This window comes from Nostoc sp. 'Peltigera membranacea cyanobiont' 232 (genome assembly GCF_002245985.1).
GTDB lineage: Bacteria > Cyanobacteriota > Cyanobacteriia > Cyanobacteriales > Nostocaceae > Nostoc.
Genome location: NZ_NOLK01000070.1, coordinates 1 through 25,055, shown reverse-complemented (window position 1 = coordinate 25,055; position 25,055 = coordinate 1). Strand labels below are relative to the sequence as shown.

The 25,055-nt window shown below is 40.1% G+C and carries 19 protein-coding genes and 1 pseudogene; 7 read left to right on the top strand and 13 right to left on the bottom strand.

All coding sequences use genetic code 11. From position 1 onward, the window contains the following. Window positions 1-200: 200 nt before the first annotated feature. The 4 genes from CDG79_RS22055 to CDG79_RS22040 all read left to right on the top strand — a co-directional run bounded on the left by CDG79_RS22055 (window position 201) and on the right by CDG79_RS22040 (window position 8,584). A complete protein-coding gene (locus CDG79_RS22055) occupies window positions 201-3,419 on the top strand; it encodes a type ISP restriction/modification enzyme (RefSeq protein ID WP_094344034.1) in 3,219 nt (1,072 codons plus the stop codon). 24 nt (window positions 3,420-3,443) lie between these two features. Then, the gene (locus tag CDG79_RS22050; RefSeq protein ID WP_094344033.1) at window positions 3,444-3,683 is read left to right on the top strand and encodes a DUF2281 domain-containing protein; all 240 of its coding nucleotides are present in this window, start codon (window positions 3,444-3,446) and stop codon (window positions 3,681-3,683) included. Between the two features lie 2 nt (window positions 3,684-3,685). Continuing rightward, window positions 3,686-4,129: a type II toxin-antitoxin system VapC family toxin gene (locus CDG79_RS22045; protein WP_094344032.1), complete on the top strand. Its 444-nt coding sequence runs from the start codon at window positions 3,686-3,688 to the stop codon at window positions 4,127-4,129. Between the two features lie 162 nt (window positions 4,130-4,291). Further along, window positions 4,292-8,584, top strand: coding sequence for a helicase-related protein (locus CDG79_RS22040; protein ID WP_223278258.1), 4,293 nt, complete (start codon window positions 4,292-4,294; stop codon window positions 8,582-8,584). A gap of 23 nt (window positions 8,585-8,607) precedes the next feature. Here CDG79_RS22040 and CDG79_RS22035 read toward each other — a convergent pair whose 3' ends face one another. Further along, on the bottom strand, window positions 8,608-9,600 hold the full coding sequence (locus CDG79_RS22035; protein WP_094344030.1) for a tyrosine-type recombinase/integrase: 993 nt from the start codon (window positions 9,598-9,600) through the stop codon (window positions 8,608-8,610). Window positions 9,601-10,305: 705 nt separating this feature from the next. Here CDG79_RS22035 and CDG79_RS22030 point away from each other — a divergent pair. Beyond that, a complete protein-coding gene (locus tag CDG79_RS22030) occupies window positions 10,306-10,644 on the top strand; it encodes a hypothetical protein (protein WP_223278257.1) in 339 nt (112 codons plus the stop codon). Window positions 10,645-10,648: 4 nt separating this feature from the next. On the opposite strand, the gene CDG79_RS22025 is transcribed toward CDG79_RS22030, so the two are convergent. The 12 genes from CDG79_RS22025 to CDG79_RS21970 all read right to left on the bottom strand — a co-directional run bounded on the left by CDG79_RS22025 (window position 10,649) and on the right by CDG79_RS21970 (window position 23,688). Beyond that, complete coding sequence (locus CDG79_RS22025; RefSeq protein WP_094344028.1) at window positions 10,649-13,621, bottom strand: NACHT domain-containing protein; 2,973 nt, start codon at window positions 13,619-13,621, stop codon at window positions 10,649-10,651. A gap of 187 nt (window positions 13,622-13,808) precedes the next feature. Further along, window positions 13,809-15,872 carry an NACHT domain-containing protein gene (locus tag CDG79_RS22020; protein WP_094344027.1) on the bottom strand — a complete coding sequence of 688 codons (2,064 nt, stop codon included), beginning with the start codon at window positions 15,870-15,872 and terminating at the stop codon, window positions 13,809-13,811. A gap of 9 nt (window positions 15,873-15,881) precedes the next feature. Continuing rightward, on the bottom strand, window positions 15,882-18,089 hold the full coding sequence (locus CDG79_RS22015) for a pentapeptide repeat-containing protein (protein ID WP_223278256.1): 2,208 nt from the start codon (window positions 18,087-18,089) through the stop codon (window positions 15,882-15,884). Window positions 18,090-18,676: 587 nt separating this feature from the next. Then, window positions 18,677-20,440, bottom strand: a complete 1,764-nt coding sequence (locus tag CDG79_RS22010; protein WP_094344026.1) for a hypothetical protein — start codon at window positions 20,438-20,440, stop codon at window positions 18,677-18,679. Window positions 20,441-20,515: 75 nt separating this feature from the next. After that, complete coding sequence (locus tag CDG79_RS22005) at window positions 20,516-21,247, bottom strand: hypothetical protein (protein ID WP_094344025.1); 732 nt, start codon at window positions 21,245-21,247, stop codon at window positions 20,516-20,518. Further along, window positions 21,219-21,635: a hypothetical protein gene (locus CDG79_RS22000; RefSeq protein WP_094344024.1), complete on the bottom strand. Its 417-nt coding sequence runs from the start codon at window positions 21,633-21,635 to the stop codon at window positions 21,219-21,221. The genes CDG79_RS22005 and CDG79_RS22000 overlap by 29 nt, the downstream gene beginning before the upstream one ends. Beyond that, window positions 21,632-21,934 carry a hypothetical protein gene (locus tag CDG79_RS21995; protein ID WP_094344023.1) on the bottom strand — a complete coding sequence of 101 codons (303 nt, stop codon included), beginning with the start codon at window positions 21,932-21,934 and terminating at the stop codon, window positions 21,632-21,634. The genes CDG79_RS22000 and CDG79_RS21995 overlap by 4 nt, the downstream gene beginning before the upstream one ends. A 3-nt stretch (window positions 21,935-21,937) precedes the next feature. After that, a complete protein-coding gene (locus tag CDG79_RS21990) occupies window positions 21,938-22,150 on the bottom strand; it encodes a hypothetical protein (RefSeq protein ID WP_094344022.1) in 213 nt (70 codons plus the stop codon). A 9-nt stretch (window positions 22,151-22,159) separates the two neighbouring features. Next, window positions 22,160-22,549, bottom strand: a complete 390-nt coding sequence (locus tag CDG79_RS21985; RefSeq protein WP_094344021.1) for a hypothetical protein — start codon at window positions 22,547-22,549, stop codon at window positions 22,160-22,162. A 132-nt stretch (window positions 22,550-22,681) separates the two neighbouring features. Next, window positions 22,682-23,011, bottom strand: coding sequence for a hypothetical protein (locus tag CDG79_RS21980; RefSeq protein WP_094344020.1), 330 nt, complete (start codon window positions 23,009-23,011; stop codon window positions 22,682-22,684). Then, window positions 22,986-23,297, bottom strand: a complete 312-nt coding sequence (locus CDG79_RS21975) for a hypothetical protein (RefSeq protein ID WP_223278255.1) — start codon at window positions 23,295-23,297, stop codon at window positions 22,986-22,988. The genes CDG79_RS21980 and CDG79_RS21975 overlap by 26 nt, the downstream gene beginning before the upstream one ends. Before the next feature lie 136 nt (window positions 23,298-23,433). After that, window positions 23,434-23,688 (bottom strand): hypothetical protein, encoded by a 255-nt coding sequence (locus CDG79_RS21970; protein WP_094344018.1) that lies wholly within the window; start codon window positions 23,686-23,688, stop codon window positions 23,434-23,436. Between the two features lie 131 nt (window positions 23,689-23,819). On the opposite strand from CDG79_RS21970, the gene CDG79_RS21965 reads away from it, so the two are divergent. Together CDG79_RS21965 and CDG79_RS21960 are read left to right on the top strand one after the other, a co-directional pair. Beyond that, window positions 23,820-24,092 carry a hypothetical protein gene (locus CDG79_RS21965; RefSeq protein WP_094344017.1) on the top strand — a complete coding sequence of 91 codons (273 nt, stop codon included), beginning with the start codon at window positions 23,820-23,822 and terminating at the stop codon, window positions 24,090-24,092. Window positions 24,093-24,495: 403 nt separating this feature from the next. Continuing rightward, window positions 24,496-25,055: pseudogene (locus tag CDG79_RS21960) on the top strand (DUF5906 domain-containing protein); the annotation flags it as partial.

Below are 25,055 nucleotides of genomic sequence, written 5' to 3'. Positions count from 1 at the left end.
TTCCTATATTTTCTATAGCTAATGTCTGCAATACACAAGCTTGTTGTTAGTGCAGACATGATTAGCTGTGGCAATTTTGCTGCAAGTGTTTAATTATTAGCGCTTGCAACAGCATTCTGCATAGGTTCTCTCTAACTATCCCACCAATAAACATCTTAATCAACTCCCAAAAAATTAGATAAATAAGAGATTGGTGGTTTATGACTTTCAACCAGGATAATTCCTATGCCTTTATGGTTGGAACTGAGGATGATCGTGTTGAAGCATTAAAAGAACTATTAGGATATCCAGTATTGCAGCATGACCCTCAAGGTTCTGATTTTTGGTATTTGCGTCCTGGTAAAGATGAAAATGATGCTTTAGAAACTTGCCCAATTGCTATTGGCTTTTACTCAGAATTAAATGAAGCAACAGACCAAGAAATTAAACAAATTCTGACATCAAAAGAAAAGCAACATGAAATATACGGTCATTACGCCAATAGAGAATTTGAACAGCAGCCTGTAATGTATTTATTGCTACCCACTACAGAAGGGACTGGGCGAGTGCCGTTGGTGCTGCCAACTGAAGGGGGGCTGCGTCAGCGACAGATTGAAACTTTCCAGTGGAACGACGCAGAACTGATAGCCCGTTTAAATCGCCTCAAGCAAGGGAAATTGCCCATTGCTACTAAATCATTCTGTTCCATTCCCCAGGTAGATTGGGTATTTTACCCAGCAGCAAAAACAGCAGGCGAATTGGCAAGGGCGCTGGCTGAGGCAGCACGCCGGATTGAGCAAGCTATCCCCAGAGTTTATAAAAATGAGGAAAATGAGGCAACTGATGGTTATCTGCACAAGTTGCTGAAGAGTTTTCAAAAGGAGTTATTGCCCACACTGCAACTGACTTCAGATAATGAGAAAGACTATAGTTTTGCGGATATTTACGCCCAAACTATTGCCTATGCGCTGTTTACTGCCAGGGTATTTGGCTATGTAAGGGATAAGAGAGAAGGTAGAGAAAAAGAAACTCATTTTGATAGAGAATCTGCTTGGCAGCAGTTACCGGAAACTAACCCATTTCTCCGCAAGTTATTTGAGGATATTTCTCAGCAGACACCAAAGGAACTAGGAGATGAGTTAATTGGTGCGATCGCAGATATTTTTGGTATACTCCGGGCAGCCAAGATGGATGCAATTCTCTCGGATTTTCAACTGAAGATGAACCGGGAAGATATTGTTATTCGCTTCTATGAAGATTTTTTGGCAGCTTACAAGCCACAGATGCGGGAACGGCGGGGTGTTTATTATACACCAGAGCCTGTGGTTTCTTATATGGTGCGGTCTGTAGATATTTTGGTGAAGGAGAAGTTTAATAAGCCGTTGGGGTTGGCTGACCCAGAAGTAGAAATTCTTGAACCTGCTTGTGGAACTGCTAGTTTTTTACTTTATATATTTCGCTTAATTCATGAACGTTTTCATGATATTGAATACCGAGAATTATTTAAATTTAAAGTTGGTGATATATCCTGGTCACAGTATGTAGAGAATCATCTACTAACTCGAATTTATGGTTTTGAGCTATTAATGGCTCCCTATGCGATCGCTCACTTAAAAATAAGTTTATTTTTAGAAGAAACTGGTTATAAATTTGATAGTGGTAAACGGCTAGAAATCATATTAACTAATACTTTAGATGTACCAGAGCGTAAATCAGAAGTTTTGCTAGGTGAGTATATTTCAGAAGAATCAGACAGGGCTGTAGCTATTAAACGTGATCAGCCTGTCATGTTGGTAATTGGAAATCCACCATACTCGTATGAGTCAGAAAATACGGGTGAATGGATAACCTCTTTAGTTCATGATTATTATCAAGTTGATGGTAAGCCTTTGGGAGAACGTAATCCAAGAGGATTGCAAGATGATTATGTAAAATTTATTCGCTTTGCTCAATGGAAAATAGAAAAAACAGGGCAAGGAATTTTAGCATTTATCAATAATCATGGATTTTTGGATAACCCTACATTTAGAGGAATGCGCCAGCAGTTATTTCAATGTTTTGACGCGCTGTATTTTTTTGATTTGCATGGCAATAGTAAAAAAGGAGAGAAACAATCTGATGGTTCACCTGATGTGAATGTATTTGATATTCAGCAAGGTGTGAGTATTCTATTTGGTATTAAAAATACTGAAAAATACATATCTCATTGTCATTTGTATGGTAGCCGTGAAATAAAGTATAAACATCTTGCTAATAGTGATATTAATTATACTCAATGGAAAGCAATTAAACCTCAATCTCCTTTTTATCTTTTTGTCCCACAATCTACTGAATTATTCACAGAGTATGAGGGAACTTGGAAGTTAACAGATATATTTCCCGTTAATAGCGTAAGTATTGTTACAGCGAGAGATTCTTTAACTATTCGTTGGAGCAAAGAAGAAGTCTGGCGTGTTGTGACTGATTTTTATAAACTTCCTCCTGAAGATGCGCGTACTAAGTATGATTTAGGAAAAGATACTAGAGATTGGCAAGTTTTGTTGGCTCAACAAGATATAAAATCTTCAGGTTTGTCTGAAGACAAAATTTCTCAAATCCTGTATCGTCCCTTTGATAGCCGTTATACCTATTACACAGGTAATTCAAGGGGATTTCACTGTACACCACGCGGTGAAGTAATGCGTCACATGGTGCAAACAAATAATCTTGGCATAATTGCTAACAGACAAGTAAAGCTTAATTCTGTACAACATTTCTGGGTTTCAGACTCTCTAGTAGATCGGCATATTATAGAGACTGCAAATGCATCTGCTTATCTTTTTCCTGTATATCTTTATCCAGGAGTTAATAATCTTCAATCATCACTACTACAAGAACAACGCCGTCCCAACCTTTCCCCAGAATTCCTCAAAGACATCACCTCCAAACTCGGCTACACCCCAACACCAGAAGCCATCTTCTACTACATCTACGCCATCTTCCACTCACCTACCTACCGCACCCGTTACGCCGAATCCCTCAAAATCGACTTCCCCCGCGTTCCCCTCACCAGCAATAATGAACTCTTCCAACAACTAGCAAATTATGGTGAAGAATTAGTATCACTGCACTTAATGAAATCACTCCAACTCGACAACTTCATCACCAAATTTGTTGGAAAGGACGGTAACAATCTAGTCGATGCAGGACATCCCAAATACAACCAAGATGCTGTCATCATCAACAAAAAAGGTGACAAATTTACTGGTGTCCCGGAAGAAGTCTGGAAATTCCAAATTGGTGGTTATCAAGTCTGCCAAAAATGGCTTAAAGACCGCAAAGGTAGACAATTAACCGATGACGACATCCAACATTACCAGCGAATTGTAGTAGCATTGCAACAAACAATCAAACTGATGGACAAAATTGACCAAGCAATTCCAAGCTTCCCGATACAATAAAGAGGGAATGATTAGAGGTAAAAGATGACTAGCAAAGAATTATTAATCCAAGAAATAGAAACTTTACCACCAGAGTTGCTAACAGAAGCACTTAATTTAATTCGAGAAATCAAAACCAGTCATACAGCAAAACAGTCAAATACAAATAACTTACGTGGTTCTACAGCTGAAGATTTACTAGAATTTGCCGGAACTTGGTCAGGTGATGATATCAGAGAATGTCTTCAGCTTGTTCATGATACTCGTATGCCACTGGAATTTTAAGAATGTATTTGCTTGACACAAATCATTGTACTTTTTTGATAGAAGGTGAACCAAAAGTTGTCAATCACTTTCGGGAACTAGGTAAGGTGACACTCGCCACCAGTGCTATTGTCGCAGGTGAACTCAGATTCATGGCACAAAACTCCCAACAAAAAACTGCAAATCTCATCAAAATTCGCGCCTTTCTCAACCGAATTGATATTTATCCAATTGATGATGAAACGGCAGAAATTTACGGAGATTTCAAGTCAGAAATTATTAAAAAATTTGCACCCAAAGAAAAGAGTAAACGCAAAACAACTCAACTACAAGAAATTGGCATTGGTGAAAATGACCTGTGGATTGCTGCTACAGCTTTACGCCATTCCTTAATTATCGTTACATCAGATAGTGATTTTCAAAGAATGCGTCAAGTACGAGAATTTACTTTGGAAAGTTGGGTTTAAATTAAGCAAGTTAAAAATATTAGTCCGCAGAGACATACTTGGTTTTTATAGCCGCGATTTCTCAGGGCAAGATGCTAAATTTGATTATGACTTAAATCCTTTTGAGTAATGTATTTACTAACAGCGATTTTCAGCGAATTATACAGGTAAGAGCATTGTCCGTTGAATCTTGGCTGTAAACCCTATTCCTTACCCCCACCTATGCTGGAAGCTGCCATTCAAGATATCATCCGCAAACAACGCCCCTACTACCTACTAGAAGGCAACTTCATCAAAGGCGTTGACAATCAATATTGGCTGATATTCAAGCATCGAGACGCTGAAAATCGCCTGCACAAAGTTATCACTTTTCTGGGACTTGGTGACAAACACGTTGCTTATAGACTGCTGCGAATTGACCCGAAAAGTGCCAAGGTTTTTGAATATACTCTCCTCAAAGATGGAAATTTACCCAGCCCTACTCTACTTAGAACTAGCAAGCTGAATCTTATTGAAAAATTCCTCAAAAAAGAAAAGTTTTATAAAGAAAAATTACTGCTAGTTGGGAGTTTTTTAGAACTTAAAGGTCGCCGTCGGAAATTAAACTTACCTGATGAATTTGATAAATATCATCCTTTTATTTCTAGCATCTTAGAACGTACCCAAATCTATCGTCGTTCCACTGCCTATTTTGATAGTGGGGTACTAAAGCTATATGAAGAACCACTCCAACAAATTGTCCTCACAGAAGGTCAAATTCGCCTGTTAATGGACTGGCAGGGTTTTACCAAAAGCACTGATATTGAAGAACTAGAGAAACTACAAGACCCGAATTACCGCGCTGAGTTTACCCGCCGCACCTTAACTGAATTCCTTCAGGGTTTGGAAGATAGCGCCTTCTCTGGTACTGGAATTATGGCAGAGTTAGTCCGCTTGGGGTTTTTGCAAATCAAACTGGTGAAGATGAACTCAGGGCGAGGCATCTATCACAAAAAAACTGGCATCCTCACCGATGTTCTAGAAAATCATATCCTGCATGAAGGTTCTGATAACTTTACCCATGCCGCTTATACCAAAAATGCCGAAAGTGTCACATTTCTCTACTCCTGGGATTCGCAATTAGATGCAGAAGAAATTGCCAACAGCATCCAACAATTTGATACCGAGTGGCAACGGGAAGATATCACCTTTGACCTCAGCCAAGAATTTTTACAGCAGGTACTCGCAGAACGGGAACGACGTACCAAACTTCAACAACCAGTGATTGAGACTATTACCCCTGACGAATTTTCACCAGGGGAAACTACCACTGTTGAAATAACGGGTAAAAATCTCGACAAAATAGAAGATATTCAAGTTGCTGATGACGAATTGGTGCAAGTCACCATCGACAGCAAAGAACCAGAACGCATTGTTGGTCAAGTTGAAGTACACCCCGACCACCCACCAACTAAATTAAATGATTTTCGAGTCAAAACCAGCACTGGTACTTACGACACATCTCCCCAAACACCTGCATCTGTCAGCCAATCTTTAGAAATTCCTGACTACAGCGAAATCGCTGGCTTCAAGCAAGCTGTAGAAATAATCCTGGCAGGCAACCACGGCACGCCTAATGATTTCCTATATTGGCTGGCACAGCAACGCCCCCGCCAGTTCCGAGTCGAAGGCAGTGACTTGCTAGACCAACTAGTTAACCAAGATATCTTGTTTGAACATCAAAAATCTGGGGCGCAACACTGCCTGCGGGTAATGCAAGACTTTGGTATTTCTGTCTGTGCCGATGCGGTGGGCTTGGGTAAGACTCGATTAGCCGCGACTGTTGCCCGTCTTTACCGCGCCTCAAACCCTGGCACCAAAATCGCCATTATTGCCGCCAAAAAATTGCATGATAACTGGAACCGAGAAATGGCAGAGTTGGGTTTTGATTATGACAAGCGAGACTACGAACTCTTCAATAAAAACCTCATGAGCCGTAAAGGTAGTGGGTTTACTGAAAATCTGATTCGCTATGGTGGTGCGGACTTAATTATTATTGATGAGGCACACGAAGGCATCCGCAACTACAAAAACCGCATCCACAAAACCTGCTTGCAAGTTCAAGAACAAGATCGCAAATCAGGAAAGCAGCGATACTTTTTACTATTAACCGCTACCCCGTGGAACAACCGTCGGGAAGATATCTATAACATCCTCTCACCTTTCCTGAGCCGCCCTGAAGGTTTTAGTGAACATGGTTTTCCACCAGAACTTCTCAACTGGTTCCAAAACCGCGAGATTGGTGTAGAAACGTTTACCGATAACACTGAACTATTTCGCCGCACCTACCGAGAACTGTTTCTCCAGCGCACTCGGCAGATGCTGCGCGATGCTACCCCTGACCTGAATCTCTACGCCAAACGAGTAGCAGAATGGTTGCCAGTGGAGTTTGAACCCACCACAGAACAAGCATTAGACCAAATTTTCACCCAATTTGAAACCAGTCTCTATATCCCCTTTGCTGACCCGATTCGCTACCTTACAGGTAATCCAGAACAGCGTAGTTTGTTGAGTAACCAGCGACGCTTCTTCCTGCAACGGGCAGAATCGAGTATGTATGCCCTTAACCGCACTATTAAAAGCTTTGGGGATAAGATTCGGCTTCTTCAGCAACGCTTAGAAAATGTTGCTCCCAATGCTGACGGTTTAAAAGAATTTCTACTCATCCACTACGGGTTTCAATCAGAAAAAAAGCAGAAACAAGAGGATTTATTTGATTTTTCTGACCGCGAAGACTCGGATGAAGATTATGAAGAAGAAGACGAGGAGGAAGACGAAGAAAATAGCCCTGAACAAGAACAAAAACGCCAACAATTGCGACGTTCTATTGATATTGTCACTGAATCGTTACGCCCCGATTCCACCAAAGCACAACTTATTTATCATAGACTCCTCTCAGATTGTGAGTCAGATATCAAACAATTAGAACAAATTCAAAACCTGTTAGCTGGTGAATTTGTTATTGACCATAAACGGGAACAAGTCAGCAATAAAGTCAAAGAATTAGTCAGCCTTGGTCATAAGGTGCTGCTGATTTCTACCTTTAGTGACACAGTAGTTGACTATTACCGTTACATGGCTAAAGATACAACAATTGCAGCCAAAGGTATTGGCATGGCTATTGGCTCTACCAAACGGTATTATCCCAACAATTCAGCCAATAACCCAATTGTGGTTAATCCCAACAATGCCCTGAAAAGAACTAACCATCAAACTAATCTTAAACGTCAACAAATATTTCGCTTATTTGCTCCTGCTGCTAACTGCAAAAACCCAGCAGAACGACCAAAAGCAGATGAAGAACTAGCAGTTATTATTGGTTCAGAAACTCTTTCAGTTGGTCAAAATCTCCAAGATGCAGACTATTTAATTAATATTGATCTGCCTTGGAATCCCATGATTTTGGAGCAGCGCATAGGTCGAATTGACCGACCCAAGCAGCATCAAGCCAAAAATATTTATATCTATTACGCTAATAGTGAAAACCAATTATTGAGACAAGCTTCACGTCTTGCTAACCTTAATAAAAAACTGGTAGGAGATTTAGCATCAAAAGATGGAGATATCCCCACGATTTCTAATGTTGAGCGTCTGGGCGCTTCCATATATGGCGATACCTTATTTGATGATGAAGTCCTACCAGGGTATATCGATTTCCTGCAAAGCTTAGTTAAAGCCAGAAAGATGGAGCAGGGCAATTTACAAGAATCAGCCTATAACAAACAGGAAACGAACAGTAATCTATATACTCACAATGAGATTTTATATAGTGAAGAACTGAGTAAACTGCTCAAAGAATTAGGTGAAGATTATCAAGCTAATCCCATTACTTTAGGTCGCTTTACAGGTGGCAAGGACGAAGCCACTGGATTGATAGCGCTAACAGTAGAATATTTCGGGCCAAATGGCGAAGCAATACCTTCAAAAGCACAAACTATCTTCTGGAATGACAAAACTGGAGAAAAAGATGGTTATGGTATGGCGATTGCTACATCTGCCAATACTCCAGAAGCAAGTAGCGTGTTCTCTGCCAAGCATCTACTTTCATCTGCTAATAATCTTTACAACCAATTAGTTAAGGTCAAAAGCTATTGGGCTGCTGAACTACAACAGGAAGAGACATTAGAAAATCTCAATATCACCTCAGAACGTATTAATGTCATCAAAAAACGGCTGAAGCAATTTGATAACTTACCAGGAGGATTAGAACCGATTACAGTCAAGAACACTATCAAAAAACTCAGTACATGGAAGGAACTAAAACCAGTCCAGAAGCTGCTGCGCGAGTACACAGAAGGCAGTAAAACTAATTTAGATGATGAAACTTTTATAGTGCAATTAGTGCAAGATACCGACCAACTTAACCTGATTGCAATGGATGGCATTAAAGCCACAAGCTTACGAGTTTCATTAGCAGCTATTTTAATGAGGGCATAATTCCCTATTTGAGCCGAAAATTGTTATTGGGATTGCCGTCTTTTCCCCACACGGGCTGCTAATTTATTAGTTAACTCCAACTGATACTGATTTTTATTGTCCTCGTAAACCAAAATAGTCCTGGGGTCAGCATGACGGCTCAAATGCTGCACTTTCCGGTAGTCTCCTGAAGCCAAATCCAGCGCATCGGTAATCCCCGAATGCCTGATTTTATGGGGTGTCATCCGCTTAGTTATGCCAGCACGTTCACAGGTTTTTCTCACAATGGCGTAGATGCCGTCCCCGGTGAGTTGGTGTCCATAATTGTGGAAGTCCAGCGCAATAAACAAAGGATCGCTGGGTTTAATATTTGTACGACAGCCCAGCCAGTCGCTAACCGCCTCTGCAACTTCTGGGTTTAAGTCAATCCTAGTAGAATCATTGCCCTTACCCTTGCCATAAACAGTTAAAGTCAAATCGTGGTAATCAAAATCTCCCACCATTAACTTCGCCACCTCCCCCCGCCGCAAAACATTTGCCCAAAGCAGCAGAAATAAAGCATAATCCCGCTTTCCCTTGGTGCAAGTGGTATCAATTACATCAAAAACTTTGTTGTACTCATCAACTACAACACCCCGCGTATCCCTGTACTTAGTCACAATCATTGACTCAATGCGATCGCTATCAAAGTGATATCGGCAGTGCTTGAGGTTCCGTCCCACCTTAATTAAATACTTGAGGGCGGCCAAGTAACGGTTAATAGTTGCCGCCTTCCTACCCTCTGCCACCAAATGATTCTTAAACTTGAGGATTAACCCGTTAGCCGTCTGGTCATCCAACCCCCAGAACTCCTCAACATCCTTCTGATTCGGCTCCCTTTGCAAAAAATACTCAAAAAATATCCGTATATTGCCAGCATACCCCCGTTGCGTCGTCTTAGCCTTCTGCTGCAACTCCGCCAAAAAATCATTTGACGCAAGGAGCTGACTGGCCACAGAAGTAATAGAACTTTCAGTATATGTACTTAACTTATTCATTTTTACCGTTAATGACAATGCACCTTTTCATTAACGTCTTATACCATTACACATATCACCAACGCAAAATACACTCTTCTCCTTCCATCCCAAACACAAAAAGAGATTTTTCAGATTCTGGAATGCCTGGAATTAAGACTTCTTGGCTTCTAAGTGAGTTTTGTAATTATTTTGACTCTAAAGCATCAGCTTTGTGGTCAAAGATGTCAATTGGCATAGTTATTGATACTACTTTTCATGTTGCGTGCCAAATACAGAATTGCTCCAGGCTATGGCGTAACCGCCCCTCGCACACTCCAAATCAAAAGCTCCACGCTCAAAGCATCTAGTAGAGTCTTGATATCAAGGTTGATATCAGACATCAGTTTTAGTCAGAAGACTTTATCGCCAGGATCTTCTGAGCCACAGATTCGGAAATCGTCTACACCCTCTACAACTGTAGACGTGAGAGAGATAGTGAGGTGGTAACGCAGAGATATCAGTTAGAAATGGCGATCGCTTTGTTTCGGCAAGGAATGAGCCTATACCAAACTCTCTCAACTTAATCTCCAGAAGAAAAGGGAGCAAGCAAAGCGCTAGATGAATTTTCAGAAATGCCAGAACCTGATTGAGCATTCCTAAATTGGGAATGGGCATTATATTCTTTAAACTGGATATTAATTATTTAATGCACAATATGCGATTTTTGGTGCTATATCAGGAAAATTGGCTAGTCTTCATTCATCTTCAGAATTGTTTATCAATTCCCGTAAACACCGTATGTTGTCAGACTTCACCGTTGAATTAGGTCAAACTTTAGATGAATGTGCGACAAAGTATCGCGGTTTTTGTAAACGCTATCGACCACCAAAGAAACAACAGCAAAGTTCACGTTGGGGTAGTAAGTTTTTAGGCAATATACCAAAGATTGGGAAAGTTGAACGACTTTCACCAGGGCAAATGCCACTACCAGGTTGGCAGTACCAGGTATCGAAAATTAACAACGAACAAGTCTCAAAGGTAGCAGAGGCATTTATTCTAGCTAATCGTGGGGGGAGTGGTTGAAAAACTACTTTTTGTGGGGACTTGCTAGTTTTTTATTGATTATTATTTTTCCTTCCCATACTTCTTGGTACTTTGCCGCCTTTGCTTCACATCTTTGTTTTTCTTCATTATTAAGAAAATCTACGTTACGAAATACATCGATCAAATTACCCTTTTTACTATGTTGCAGTTCCACAATCATTTCCATAATTTTTTCTAATACATAAGAAGATATAGAAGATGTGGCGTTAATTAAAATAAAAAATAAGATAAAAAAGAAGAAGATGGGAAAAATATTATGAATTAGAAAACCCCAAACAGTTGACTCCGACTCCCAAAAACATAAATGAAAATGCTTCTGAATATAATATTCATAAGAATCTCCATATATGAAATCGAAATAATCTGGTTTTTTAAGGTATTTCTTAAGTTCTGGATTTTCAAACTGAATAAAACAGATAGGTATAATGAGTTGTTGATCAAAATCTCGAATATATAGCTGGTCTATTACCTCAATTGAGTCTTTTAGTTTTTTGCTTATACAGTAGACTATTTGTTGTAAAATTATATGAAGATTAGGCTCTGCTCTGTAAGGCTCAACTATCCAATCAAAACTGTCTTGTCGAGAATACCTTTGGGGAAGTTGGCAAGCATTGAGCATTGTCTTATGTTTTTCTTGCTTGATTAAAGAAGCTAAAAGCAATGCAGCACGCAAAGCTCTATTTTCATCTTTATCCCACAGCCAATTAACTAAAGCTTGTAACGCACTGGGAGTAGCAATACCCACTAGAGCATCCATAACCTGATTGATAGAATCATTGTTTACAACTTTCTTAATTTCCGGTACAGCTATATCGCCCATACGTATCAATGCCTGATCTAGTATTAGGCGAAATTCCATATTATCTAAATTTACATACTGCTTAGTCAATAATGTTGCCGCACTTGGTAAGTTAGTCAACGATAAAGTATTTGCTGCTGCCTTGCGACGAGCATCTGTTTCACTTGTGTTCTCAAGGGTTTCTTTTAAGAAAGTGAACACATCTATACGTCTTCTATCATCCGCAGCCACAGAAGCAAAAGCATGATTTACTATATCTTCGTTTTCATCTACTCCTAGCTGGGATTTGAAGCTATTAATAATTTCCGAAGCCAAAATCGAATCAACCTTTTGAGCATCAGCCAAACACTCAAAAGCAACAACTGGATCTGCTGAGTGTACTTCTCTAATTAAATTAGTGCTATCTCCAGCTAGTCCACACCAGAGCTTAAGCGTTTCACGCCAAGCATCATGTTCAGCATTAAAACGACTAATTAGACCATCAGCATTGTCCCGTAATTCGCTTGCTGCGAAAAATTCCTGCAAGGTCAAATGTGCAAACTGGTAACGATCACCGCCATCAATAGCAAGTAGCAAACCACTACGTTCCACAATTTCTTTTAAAATCGGTTTAGTATCAGTTTCAGGTTGAATATTGAGGTCGGGTAGTATTCTTTTGACTTCTGATTCAACAGTTATCCAGTCTACGCTGCGACGGTCTTGCCCTTGTTGGTTAGCATTGTCTTGAAAGAAAAGTGCTAAATTTTGAAGTATTAGCTTTTTTACACGCGCTTGAAACTGGTTGCGTTCTTGATGCCATTGTTCTAATAAAACATCTGTTGCTTTTCGATAAAACTCTGCCCTTGAACGAGGTAGCTCCGCTTCAGTATCAGCATAAAGATAGGCAATAATAGTAAGCATTAGTGGATTACGTCCTAAAGCCATAATTCGCGGTCGGTCATGCAACGTTTGCATAAGTTGCTCCACAGATTTATCTGCTGGCATATCTGCCTTCCACGGAACTAAAAATTCACGAATTTGTTGGTCGTTGAACTCAACCACTTCTAGCGTCTGCTCTATAGAATTATTGAATTCATTTTTATAAACAGCAGTGCGGCAAGTAATAATAACAGAACATTTTTGATGTGTATCTAGAAAGTCATTAATCCGTTCAGCTACCCTTTGACGCTCATTACTGCTTACCTCATCAAAACCGTCTAATAGCAGCAACAGCTTGTTTTTATCTAAACTTTGGGATAAAAAGGATTGAGCATTCGGAAAACCATCCCGCGCAAAGGCTTCTACTAATTGCTGCTCTACTGTCAATTCGTTGCTACTGAATCGATGTAGTTCTACTAGAATTGGTACACATTGGAATTTTTTAAATAAATCTGCCCAACGACCTTCAGCGTAGCAAAGAGCAATATATTTCAACAGCATTGTTTTACCAGAGCCTGGAGACCCTTTCACCATAAGTCGGTGATACTTAACTACAGCTTGAAAGGCATCAAGTAAATCACTGTCGTTAGTGCCTGTAACTTTGAGCGGAACGTATATATCCTTTAACTTTAAAGGTTTGTTAGGACGGAATGATATTTTTAACTTTTCATGCTTTTCTTTCAGTTCTTCTTTATAGCGCTTTAAGGCAATATGTCTCATTAATGGTAAGCCTGAGATACTGCCATAGATTTGATCTCCTATTGTATTAAAAATACTACTAAACAAATTTGCGAAAGTATTACCAAAAGCAGTACCTAAAGCAGCACCTATCAAAAGGATTAATAAGCCAAACCATCCATTTTCAGGCTTCAGCAGTTCTCGCAAGTCCTTTTTCTTGGCTTCTCGTCGTTCTTGGAAAGCGGTATCATATATTTCTCCAATCCTGGAGGGTTTCAGATTGGGGCATTCTTGCTGATATAACTTAATTGCGAATTCAGTTCGCGGAGTTTTAATTTCGTCATTCTCTGCATCTTGCTTGGCTCGTTTTTCAATTTGAGACTCACAAGATTGTTGAGTAATTGATTTAGGAGTCTGAGAATAACTTGGAACTGCTGAGATAGAAACCAGTAACGACAAAGTTAAAGTAAAGAGAAGTATATATAATTGTCGATTCTTAAAAGCCTTTCTTGGTAATTGAAATCCCCTGAGATCCTGCCGAAGTCTTGCCATACATCTCATGAATATAGATAAAAATTTACGCTTTAGGGTACATACAACATGAGTATGTGGTTTTCGAGATAAAAAATCAAGTTTGGGTAAAAACTGCCATAGATGCGGTGAAATGTTCTGGGGGTAATTATCTTTATTTTGAGGTTGTCAACAGGTTTTGACTATGACTCTCTCCGCGTGAGTTGGTTGTATTTTTTTAATTGCGCTTGAACTCCATTTTTGCGAAGTGGTCTTGCAGTAGTTTGTGGATGAAGCGGTAGCGTCCACCAACACGTTGAAGGAATAATCGCTCGGTGCAGTAGTCGAGGAAACGGGCGTAGTTCCAGGGGATGTAGCCGTTGCGGTAGAGAATCAGGCGTAGGGTGAAGTGTTGAATGCAGGTCATACCGCCTAAGTGTAGCCCAGTAATCAGCCCAAAAAATAGCCCAGTAATCAGCCCAGAAATCAGCCCAGTAATCAGCCCTAAAATCAGCCCAGTAATCAGCCCAGTAATCAGCCCAGTAATCAGCCCAGAAATTAGCCCTACCAAAACACCATTGGATGCAGATTTCCAAATACCTTGATTAGTAATTTTTTTATTTTCTATAGCTGTGTCAGACCCCCAAGAAATCATCAAAAAAAACGGCGCAGAAATAAGCCCAAAAAATAGCAATAAAAACGGCACAAAAATCAGAAAAAAAATCGGTACAGAAGTCAGTAAAAAAATTGGTACTAAAGTCAGAGAAAAAATTAGTACAAAATTCAGATAAAACCTCGGAAAATCTCGCCACCAAGAACTTATATTTTCTTTATTTATATTTTGAAACCTAATTTTTTCTACTAGTACTATTTGGTATCCAGTAGAGTCAGACAAAAACACATTGAACAGCCCATACCCCAGCCCATACCTCAGCACTGAATTAAAGTCAGAAATCAGCCCAAAAATCAGCCCAAAAATCAGCCCAGAAATTAGCCATAAAATTATTAAATAGCTAGTTATTTGAACTATACTAATTAAACAACTAGGCTGCATTTCTTCAATCAAAAACTCTGATTTTAATTCTCGCTGCATTTGTTTAGCTAACCAAACAAGCCACATTCGGGTTTGTTTAGCATTAGGAAGTTTGTTCTTCAAATACGTCCTACTATTAGTATCCCGTGCCAGCATCCGTCCTACATAGGCATCAAGCAAATACTGAATCCGGTCTGCTGTAGAGTTGAGATACTGCCATTCTTCAACAGATATTTCCTGAGAGGCTAGAACAGTAATACTGAGTATTAAAGGGGTTTTAACTAACTCTAATAAGTCTAAATCGCTACTGATATTTGACCAAAATTCTACGAATTTAATACTAGTTAGATAATCACAAATTTGATTGTTAGTTAAAGGCTGTAAGTAAATAGCACCGTTAAGTCGCAGTTGAGTAGAGTAGTTCCTATATTCTTCACTCCGACTACAAACAACTAAATAAAGCGGTCTAGTTTCGCCTGCTAAAAACTGATTAATTGCATTAACACAAAGTTCTTGGCGCTGTGGTTCAAGTTCATCCAGACCATCAAGCAATGGTAGTAATTGGTGATTATTTACCCACTCTTGACCAAGCTTAGTTGAGACACCATATTTAGATTTAAGTTCTGCCACTAACCAATCACTTAGAGGTTGTCGGTCATCTTTCCAAGAGGACAAATTGAATAAAACGGGAACGGGATAATCAGGCTGTTCTTCGGCACGGCTAACTAAAGCTTGTGCCAGTTCTAATTGTGTAGTCGTCTTTCCTGCCCCTGGCGCACCCAATATTAACAGTTTACCTGCAATTTCTTGGGAGTCAAAAACTTCTAAATTTGTTGTGGCATCTGGGAGAGGAACAGCCGGCTTTAAGCCAATTTTTATCTCTGTATCCCAAAAGCGTTTTACCTGTTGCGGTTGCGACTCTTTACCTAAATTAATCAGCACAGCATTGTGTAGAGATTGCCTTAAGCGTGCTGTAACTTCTTCCTTGACTGCGGCTAATAGTATCCGCTCGTTCTTTGGTCGAGTCGGGTTGCCTACTGGTGTTGTTGTCTGCTGACCAAGAATTAACTCCTTGATAGTTAGCATCAAGTTGTTATTACCCTGAATTACTGTGTTGCTATCACCTAAAACAGATTGGTTATCATTACCCTGAACGGCTCGGTTTTGATTACCTTGAATTTCGTTTCTATGTGTGGAACTATCAGCCTGCTGCAATGGATCTGCATCAGGCTGTTGTGGTTCAGAGTTATCAGGTGGCTGCTGACTCATAAATCAGTTCTACAATCCCAGCAGGTGAGAACCAGCAGCAACACCTAACCAAGTTGCAACTTTCACAATAATCGGCTTGGCTATTGTCCAGACTTTCTGACCAGCTTCCACGCCCTTGCTTGTTTTTTCAAGTGTTTCTGCCACAGATCCCAAACGCTCTAATGCTCGTTGCTTATTTGGTTCTTCTTTGTCTGTGGCTTTCTTAGCTGCGCTCAAATCTTCAATTACTTCTTCTTTAGTGTTGGCTGGGAGTTCTGCACCTTGTATCAAAGTTTCTAATTGTGCCAGTAACTTGACAACATCCTCTTTAGTGAGCGATTCTCCGGTATCTGCCCCCACTTGATTTTGTTGAGTTACTTGATTATTGTCACCAAGGACAGCCTGATTATTATCTCCTTGCACTGCTCGATTATTATCCCCTTGAACGTTGTTGACATTGCCGCCTACAGAACCACCAACTGAAAATCCGCCGGGGTTGCTAGCCATACTTCCTACCTCTTGTATTTGTGTACTTGAATAAAAGCTAGGGCGTTGTAGTGCCTGATTAACAAAAATTTCTAAACTACGAATTCTACTATCTTTTTCTTCTAGTAGTAATTTAATTTCTCGCTCTGGCAAGCCTTTTATCTCGTTATAAGTAGCAACATATTCTGCACTTAGTTGGGACTTATCAGCCGTGATCGCTGTTTTGGCACGAAGCAAAAATTTATCTTCACCTCGTACTTCCATGCCAACAATTCGTAAATCCGCCTCTGGGTGATTTTCTGCTAACTGCTTAAAGGAAATTGCGATCGCTCTTGGGTCAACACCTTGGTTATGATAAAGGTCAAGGGTATCGAAAATTGGTTTAATGAAATCACCGAACTCTCCATCTGCGAACACTTCTTTGTTATTATCAGGTTTGCGGAGGGGGTCAGGGTTTTCCTTTGTAGGGAGTCGCATATAAATACACTCACACCTTACCCCATCAAACTTAGTGTCAGTGGTAATACCCCAATCTTCAATAAATGCGCCTGTGAGAGTTGCGCCTGTAAAATCAGTGCCATCCAGTTGGGTTTGTACTAGCTTGGCTCTGGTTAAGTTTGCATCTTGTAAGTTAGCTTCACTTAAGTCTGCACTAATGAAGCTGGCATCTGTTAAGTTAGCCCCTTTGAGATTGACTCCACGTAAGTCTTGATGGTCGAAGTTTTGGTTTTGTCCTTGCCCTGTAACTAATAAATGACGTACTTGTGGATTTTGAAGGTAAGTTTTTTCATCACGAATATGGTCAAGTATTTTCGCTTGTTGGAAACAGGTACGGGTTAAGGTACTGTTTCTGAAATCTATATTCTTGAGTGTGGCTCCTTTAAAATTAACATTTGTTAAATCTGCTCCCCTAAAATTTGTACCTTTTGTAGCAGCAATAGTAACAGCAAGTTTTTGAATTAAAGCAAATTTATCGTCCTGGGCCAGTATTTGCCAACCACGACAAATACTTATTAACACCACAACTTCTGCCCCAAATGCAGCCCAATTTGAAGCGTTAACATCTGCATCTGCGCCGGCCCTTGCAACTGCTAAGGTTCCAATCAAACAACCGCACGAAGTTCCTACAACAGCTAAAAGCGAAGGTAATAGCTCAGATATTCTACCTTTACTTATAGTAAGATTAGCAGCTAAAGTTGTAGCACAAGCCAAAATCCATGCCATAGTTCCTGCTAAAGCTCCTGCTTCTGCTAAAGCAAAATTTGAAACCAATTTTAGGGCTTTATCTAAAGTTAAAGTTGAAGTTACTATGTTAGTTATAATTGTAGTTATAGACACAGCTAGAAACACAGAGCCGAACACAGCTTGAACCCATAATGCTGTTTCTAAACCTCTTCGGCTAGTGACAAAAGCGAAGACTAATACAAGTAGAAAGACAGTTATACCAGTTATACGTCCATCGGCATAACTACCAATGATTACTGAGATGAATCCTATTATTACTGATAGAAAGAAAGATAATACTATTATAAAAAACACTAAATAATACTGTAAGCCAGCCCTAGCACCGCTTAAACAAGCATCTTTTAAGCTAGCCCCACTAAAATCAGCTCCTCGGATATCTGCATAACTAAAATTTGCCCCCTCAAGGTTTTGTCCCTTGAAGGAGCGCCCACGAAGATTTTGACTGGAGAAGTCCTGGAGCATGGCGGGTGCTGTATACAAATTTCTTTTTGGATACAGATATACCATGAACAATTCCAGAATTTTAACGCTTTAAGTTGATTTTCTATTTCTAGCGTCAGAATTCACTCGGAAATTGCAAGTCATAAACACCCTCGCTACGACGCTCCGCGAACGCCGACTTTAGGCAAGAGGTAGACGAGCGCCTGGGGGAAGAGAGCCTTCTTCAGCAGTCTGGCTCAAGCCACCAACAGAAAACCCCGGTGATGAACCGAGGGCTAATGTCTGCTGTCTAGTTTCTGTCTAGATGTCTGTCTGGTCTGTCCTTTGTTCCATAAGGTTTCTGTCTAATTCTGTCTGTCCTCTAGGTCTGTCTGATTTGGGGTGATTTCGATAGTATTTGGATCTAGCCAGACGGCCAGACTGTTCTCAACCAACTCATTAAACAGTCGCTTTAATTCCTCGGAACTGAACCGTTGACCCTTTACCTTGAAGTTTGGCTGTATCTCCTGTATGACTCTAAAACACTACCCAAATTAAAAGGAACATCTTAATGATCATCTTAATGAACCAGGAACAGGAGCAGCTAGGAACCTTTTACCTGCGTTGTTCCTGGCTTTTATGCTGCCTTATAAAACCGTGTTCCTCGTTCCTGCTCATACAATAGCAGTGTAACCAATCTCGTTATCACCATCGATTAGTTCAAGCGAAATCAACTCACTAATTCCCGCTTTTACTGTGGAAGTAATGGGCGTTTGTTCTCCCCATTTTCGAGACTTTCTAATTGCATCAAACTTCACGGGAGGATTCCCAGATTTGATAATTTCTAAGATAGTTGATGCAGTCATTGATAAATTCAAAGTTTTGACCCGTTCGGCTGATGGAAGCTCTAACATTCTCTCAAGTTGTTGCCTTTGATCATTCTGCTGAATCAAAGTTTTCTGCTCTCCAAAGTGTTCTCTATAAGTTTGATATTCAGCATGGATAGAGTTTGGCACTATTCCCATTACCCAATTATTATGGTTCGCCAAAATTAACGGCTCAGTGCCAGAATCCATCCCATCAAGGAAAACTTTGAGTTCCGATCGTTTCTTACTACTACTTACTAAAAAAGCATTGCTTAAAGCAAGCTCAATAAATTCTCTCTTACCGTTTTTTGCAAGAAAGATTAAATCTCCAACGCTGCGTGAACCTGGACTACCACAAAAAGGCAGGGCATCTAGATTAGATGAATGAGAACTGACCCAGAGACACAAATTATATTCCCTCCCTGCTAACCAAGCTTCGTTTAATTTTGCGTTAAAATACCCTGCTAGTGGTTCACAACCTAATTCTTTTTTATCAGATATGGCATAGCTAACACTGTCAATCCAAACGCCTTTAAGGGCATTATCAAACATTAAGTTCATTGTAAGAAAGTCATCAAGGAAGACACGGGTTATTCTGCCTTCGTTCATCCCAGAGTCTATAAATTTAATAATTGATAATGCCGCAAATACCGGGTTTTCTTTTACGCCAATTGCAGTAGTAGCGAATTTTTTGAAGAAAGGAATGTCTGACTTTTTAACCACCACGGCTAAAGATTGAAACTTGTCCCCATATTTAGCCTTAAGCCTACCCCAAGCTGTACCTAAAAATGTTGTCTTCCCCGCACCTGGGGCAGCAATAATGGCACATCCACCCAATACTTTATCGTTAGCAGGTAGGACTAAAGCATCCAGAATATTTAGTGCAGTTTGGTGATGGTTTTGCGTTGCCCCATGTGCGATTGCACTTCCGATAGGATTATTTGATTGAATTAAAGTTGGTTGGGTGTGAATGTTAGTTGGGTTAGCAGAGACTATTAATTGAGCTTGTCCAAGAAGGTCATTTCGAGATATTCCCATTCGTTCGGATGCGTAATCAATTGCTACTGTCAGGGAATCTCTACCATCATTTCTAAGTAGTTGACCCTTATGGTTAATATTGCCTTTTGAGGCATCCCACAAGCTATCCAGAAACAATTCTGATCCAGATAAATGCCACAGGATAGCCCAATTTTTAGGAGTACTAGAGTTAAGTGCAATCCGATATCTTTTAAGCTTTTTGACCACCTCAGAAACGTTTTGATGGCGCAGGTAGCTACCACCAATCACCACGGCTGCACTACTCATTGCAGAACTGGCTACAAAAAGTCCCAGAAGCGGATTTAATATTGCCGCTCCAGTTAGCGCGAGACATCCTGAGAATCCACTAGCGATTGATGCCCAATGAAGGAAGTTAGATTGATTTTCAGTGTTACACTCTAACTCTTCTAATTCTCTGATGAATTGCTGGATTACCTTAATTTTTGATTGCAGGCTATCAGAATCTTGCTGTTCGATATGGGCAAAGAATAAAGCTTTCAGTGGGTCACGGGATGATGAATTGGTTGTTAGCATAGGAATTATAATTTATTTAATAAAAATCCCACCCAATCGTTAATGTTGGATGGGATTGTTTTTTTGGGCATTTAATTAAGTAAAATTTACGTGGTCGGGTTCTGGTTCTTCATCAGGATTACTCATTTTGTCCGAAACCTGACCCAATACAGAGATAGTGCTACTCACTAAAAGCAAGCATTTCTCTGGCAGTAATAAACTAATTGCAGCCATGATTAGAGCATAAAAATCTAATCCAGTCCCGATAAATGCGTAGCACAGAACTAATGCGGTTTCGATTGCATAACTTATCAATCGAGTCGATTTAAGCATCCCGTGGTCAAGGGTCAACCAGTTGTCCAGCCTCTCCTCTGGATTGTCAAACCTTTCTCGGCTTTCAACATCAATTCCTAATGCCAAATATGCTCTCGAAATGTCCTGACGAATCTTCCAAAGTTCGGGAGATAATTGGTAAATATTTATTCCCAATCCCAGCAGTACACCACAAGTTGCAGTCCCAATATTCCACACTTCAGAGATACCGAATAACTTACCCAGCCAGATACCAATAGCCGCCCATTGCACTGTAGCAACAGCACACACTGCCAAAAAAGCGAAAATTGCAACTAGACAAGGGGCGGTAGGATTGGCTAATAGTTTCACAAGCAATGAGAAGGTAAATGTTACTAATCGCATTGAGTTTTCAGTAATTAGCCAAATTAACTTCACTACTTCCCTAAAGAACCCAAAAACCTTTGATACAAAATTCTGAAGTGAATTGGAAACATTCTTTTTTGGGTCAGCGTTTCTTTCTTTGCGTTTCGTCATTTGAATTACCTTGCTCTTTGAGAATCGATAGTTGGTTTCTTAGTTCGGTTTTTGAGTAAATTTGAGAGACAATTAGCTTACCTTCAGAGTATGCAACTTGTAAAATCTGCCCAGTTTTAATACTCTTAATACAGGAAGTCGGGAGTTTGCCTTTTAACGAACCTGGGGTATCAATTTCATCCCCTAGCTTGAAGGGCTTCTTATCTTTAGATATCCAACAGGTATCGGCTTTGAAGTGTTGGGCTACTAAGTTTAATCCTTTTGCCCTTTCTGTTATTTCGTTGTCCGAAGACATTCTTTTAGAAACAACAGCAGTCGTCACAGTGGCAAGACATAAGCAGTTGACCCCAATTGCTACCCAGATGACTGGGTTAATGTGAAACTTCATCGCTGGTATTTGAGTTGATTTACGATTGCATCAATCAATCCTAGATGTTCCCTAATTAAAAGGTTTTTTCTGACACTCTTGATAACTGGGGTCGTTCTCTGCTGCGCTTGAGAAGCTGGATAGCTACCCACCATTTTGATTTCTGTTTGGAGCAAATTACTTGTCAATGAGTGAAGTAAAAGAATCTTTTCAAGGCGGTTCAGTTCTTCAAAAGTACTACCAAATTCTTCCTGTAATTCATCCAGGAACGAACCATCTCCCGGTGTGACTGGGCAGTAATATCCAATTGGTTTAGTCATTTTTTAATAAATACTCCGTTGACCTTGGCAAGCTTCTACTTCTTCAATTCCATCTAACACTTCATTAATCGTGTTGATGGCATCACCCAGGAACACATCATTGGTAGTGGAGAAGTAACGCGAAGCTTCAATCTTTTTGAATTCACTCGAATTATTTACTACCATCAGTTGAGATAAGCAAACTTTTAGGGTTGAGGTTAGTTTTTGGCTATCCATAATGTTGTTCTACTTCTTTAAATGTTTAATAATTGTTTCTGCCAGTGGGAGATATTCATTAGTTGGCAGATTTTGGTTAATCTCAGCGAGTAAATTAATGATTTTCCAGGATTCCCGATCAGCCAGAGAAAATCCTACCAACGAAGCTTCTAAATTAATTAGATTTATGCAAAGTAGCTTCAAAATACAAAGCTTTTGCACCCTAGTTAATTGCTCAATATCATCAATTTTTGGGCTAGCTTCATTAATATTGTTTGGCGTAAAGAATGCCCGAATATCTTCCTCATTCATTACTGCCCACTGTTCAGGATGTTCTGCTTTAATTTGCTGCATTCTAAGGGCATTATCTGTCAGCGATAAACGTCCCCAATCCTTTGGATTTTTGTAGTGAAGTGGCATGATTTACTTGTGATTGCTGATTTTTAATACTGGAGGCTAACAGGTAGCTGCAAAAAAAGAGAAGGGTGAAGATAAGCGCGATCGCAGTTGCTTTATATGCTCTCTCGATACGTGCGATCGCGCCTAGCAATACTAAGAATCCATTAGTTCGCTGCTCGATGAGAGCAAGAATTTTGGGTCATTATCCCAAGCCTCGATTTGTTGAATTTCTTGTGTCAGGTGAGCAGTAGACGCGCTTTTAAAGGATGTTAGAAGTTTGGGTGCAGTTGTTCCCAAATCACCTTTGCTAAGACGCATCATCACACCTTGAACTACCTTCGCACCAATATAGTTAATCATCTCGTTTTCAAGATTCACAATGACAGAATCAAAGTCCCCTGCCACTTGTTCACCCACATTTTGACCTGCGGCTTCACTGGCTGAAGTTGGTTGCTTTTTATCGGTTGCTTTCTTGTAGCTCATAGTAATAATTCTCCATGTGGGTTTTGATTCTTGAAACTGCGCCTTCGTATTGAAAGCGCTCAACTAATTGCTGAAATTGGAAAATTGCTTCTAATGTTCCCCTGCTGAAATATTGATTTCTAGGGATAAAGTCAAAATGTTTTGGGCGTTCTTGCAACAGGCAAACTAAATAACGATGGCAAGTAGGTTGACTGATTCCAAATAGTTCCTGCGCTCTCCTCCGGTTTAAACCATCTATTTCGATGGGAAGCAGTTCAGATAAGGGTTTTGTCTTTACGTGATTCAACTCTGCAATAAGCATGAATGAAATGTGAATTGGTTCATGATTGTTTCACGAATGTTTCATGCTCTAATACTAAAAAACCCGTACAAGACGGGCAATAGCTATATCTGCACTTTGTGTGGTTCTTATTTCTAAATTATTAACAAACCGCACATTGTGTGGTTTTGATGTAACTTTCTCTAATCTCTGGATTCTGATCTAAGAAATAATGAAGTCTGTTGAGATCGTTTATCGTTCTCTGGGTCAAGCGACGATCGCCATTGCTCCACTTCTCAACCGCCGAGGTGGTCACACCCAGCAGTAAGGCAAGTTGTCGCTGATACATCGGATGTTTGTTCAAAAAATCGTGCAACGATTTAATCTCTAGCTTGCGATCGCTGTCGATTGCGTTCATGATGAAATTGCCCTCCTGTAAGGCTAATAACTGGTACAGGTGCGGAAGCCCTCCGGTGTCGTCAGCATCGGGGGCACTCTTTTATAAACTTTACTGTAATATAGAAGCATATAAAAAGCTATAGTGAAGTAATGAATAATATAAACTGGGAAGAAATAGCCTCAAAACTGCCAAAAATTGACGATACAAGGATACAAACAGCAAAGTTATCAGATATGGACTACTGGATGCTAAAAGCTGCTGCTGCCGTTAAAAAACGCGGTGTAGCTGCTGATTCCGCTAGTCTATTAAGTGCTTCAGTTCGTCGTTTGACTTCTGAATGGTGCGAGTTGATCGCTTTTCAAGCTGCACAGGAGGGAATAAGCTTTGAAGAGATGTTTATTAGGCTGGCTGGAAAAGAATAAGTTATGTTTCACCAAAAACGATCGCCATAAAGTCCAGAGTGGCGATCGCACTTCAACAAATAAATAAGACAGGTAAAAAATTGATTACATCACAAATGAAGAACTGGCTGAAATACCTTTGTGCATTGAAAAGCAGTAAAACAAAAAAGCGAAAGTAAAATCTATCTTCCCATCGGGAAGATGTTATTATATTTCTCAATTAGTATGCAATCTTATACACACAAAAAAAGATTGCTTCCCCAAAAGCCTTTAGCAGAGGCGAGAAAGCAAAACAACAAAAAGATAAATATGAAATTTTTCTATATCAATGCTAGCACATTGATTGTCAATTTGTAAGGTTGTTTTGCACTAATTTCTCATTCTGCGAAAGGCTAAAAATCCTCACCCAATTAGGTTTTAGCCAATGACATACGCATCCACCCCGATCGCAACCTTCGATATCCGTAACTTCCAAGATCAGCTAGAAACAGCCAAAGAAAAGAACAAGTATATCTGCCCCGTTTGTGGGGGGCATAACCTATCCATTATCCCAGAAACCGGGAAGTATCAATGCTTTAACGACTGCGACAAAAAAGATGTCAGGGAAGCGCTCAAACCTTGGGCAGAAGTGGTGGCAGAGCAAAAAGGGAGTAATTACACCCCCTCGCAAAACAGGAAGGCAGTCACACCCAAGGCGGTCAAGCTCGAACCAACCCAAATCCCAGTTGACTCAAGTTTGGTAATGTTGACCGAGCCAGTGATCGATATTCCCCAACCTCAAAAATTAAGGAGCAAACGAAAAGGGATTCCCGGACACGCACTGGAAACGACCTATCAATACTCCCCAACCCAATGGATTGACCGTTACGAATGGGCAGACACCAGTAAAGAGAAAGGTTACGACAAGAGTTTTAGGCAATGGCATCGCCTCCCCGATGGCACACCAGAGATGAAAAAAGGTGATCAACCTTGGGGGGCATATCG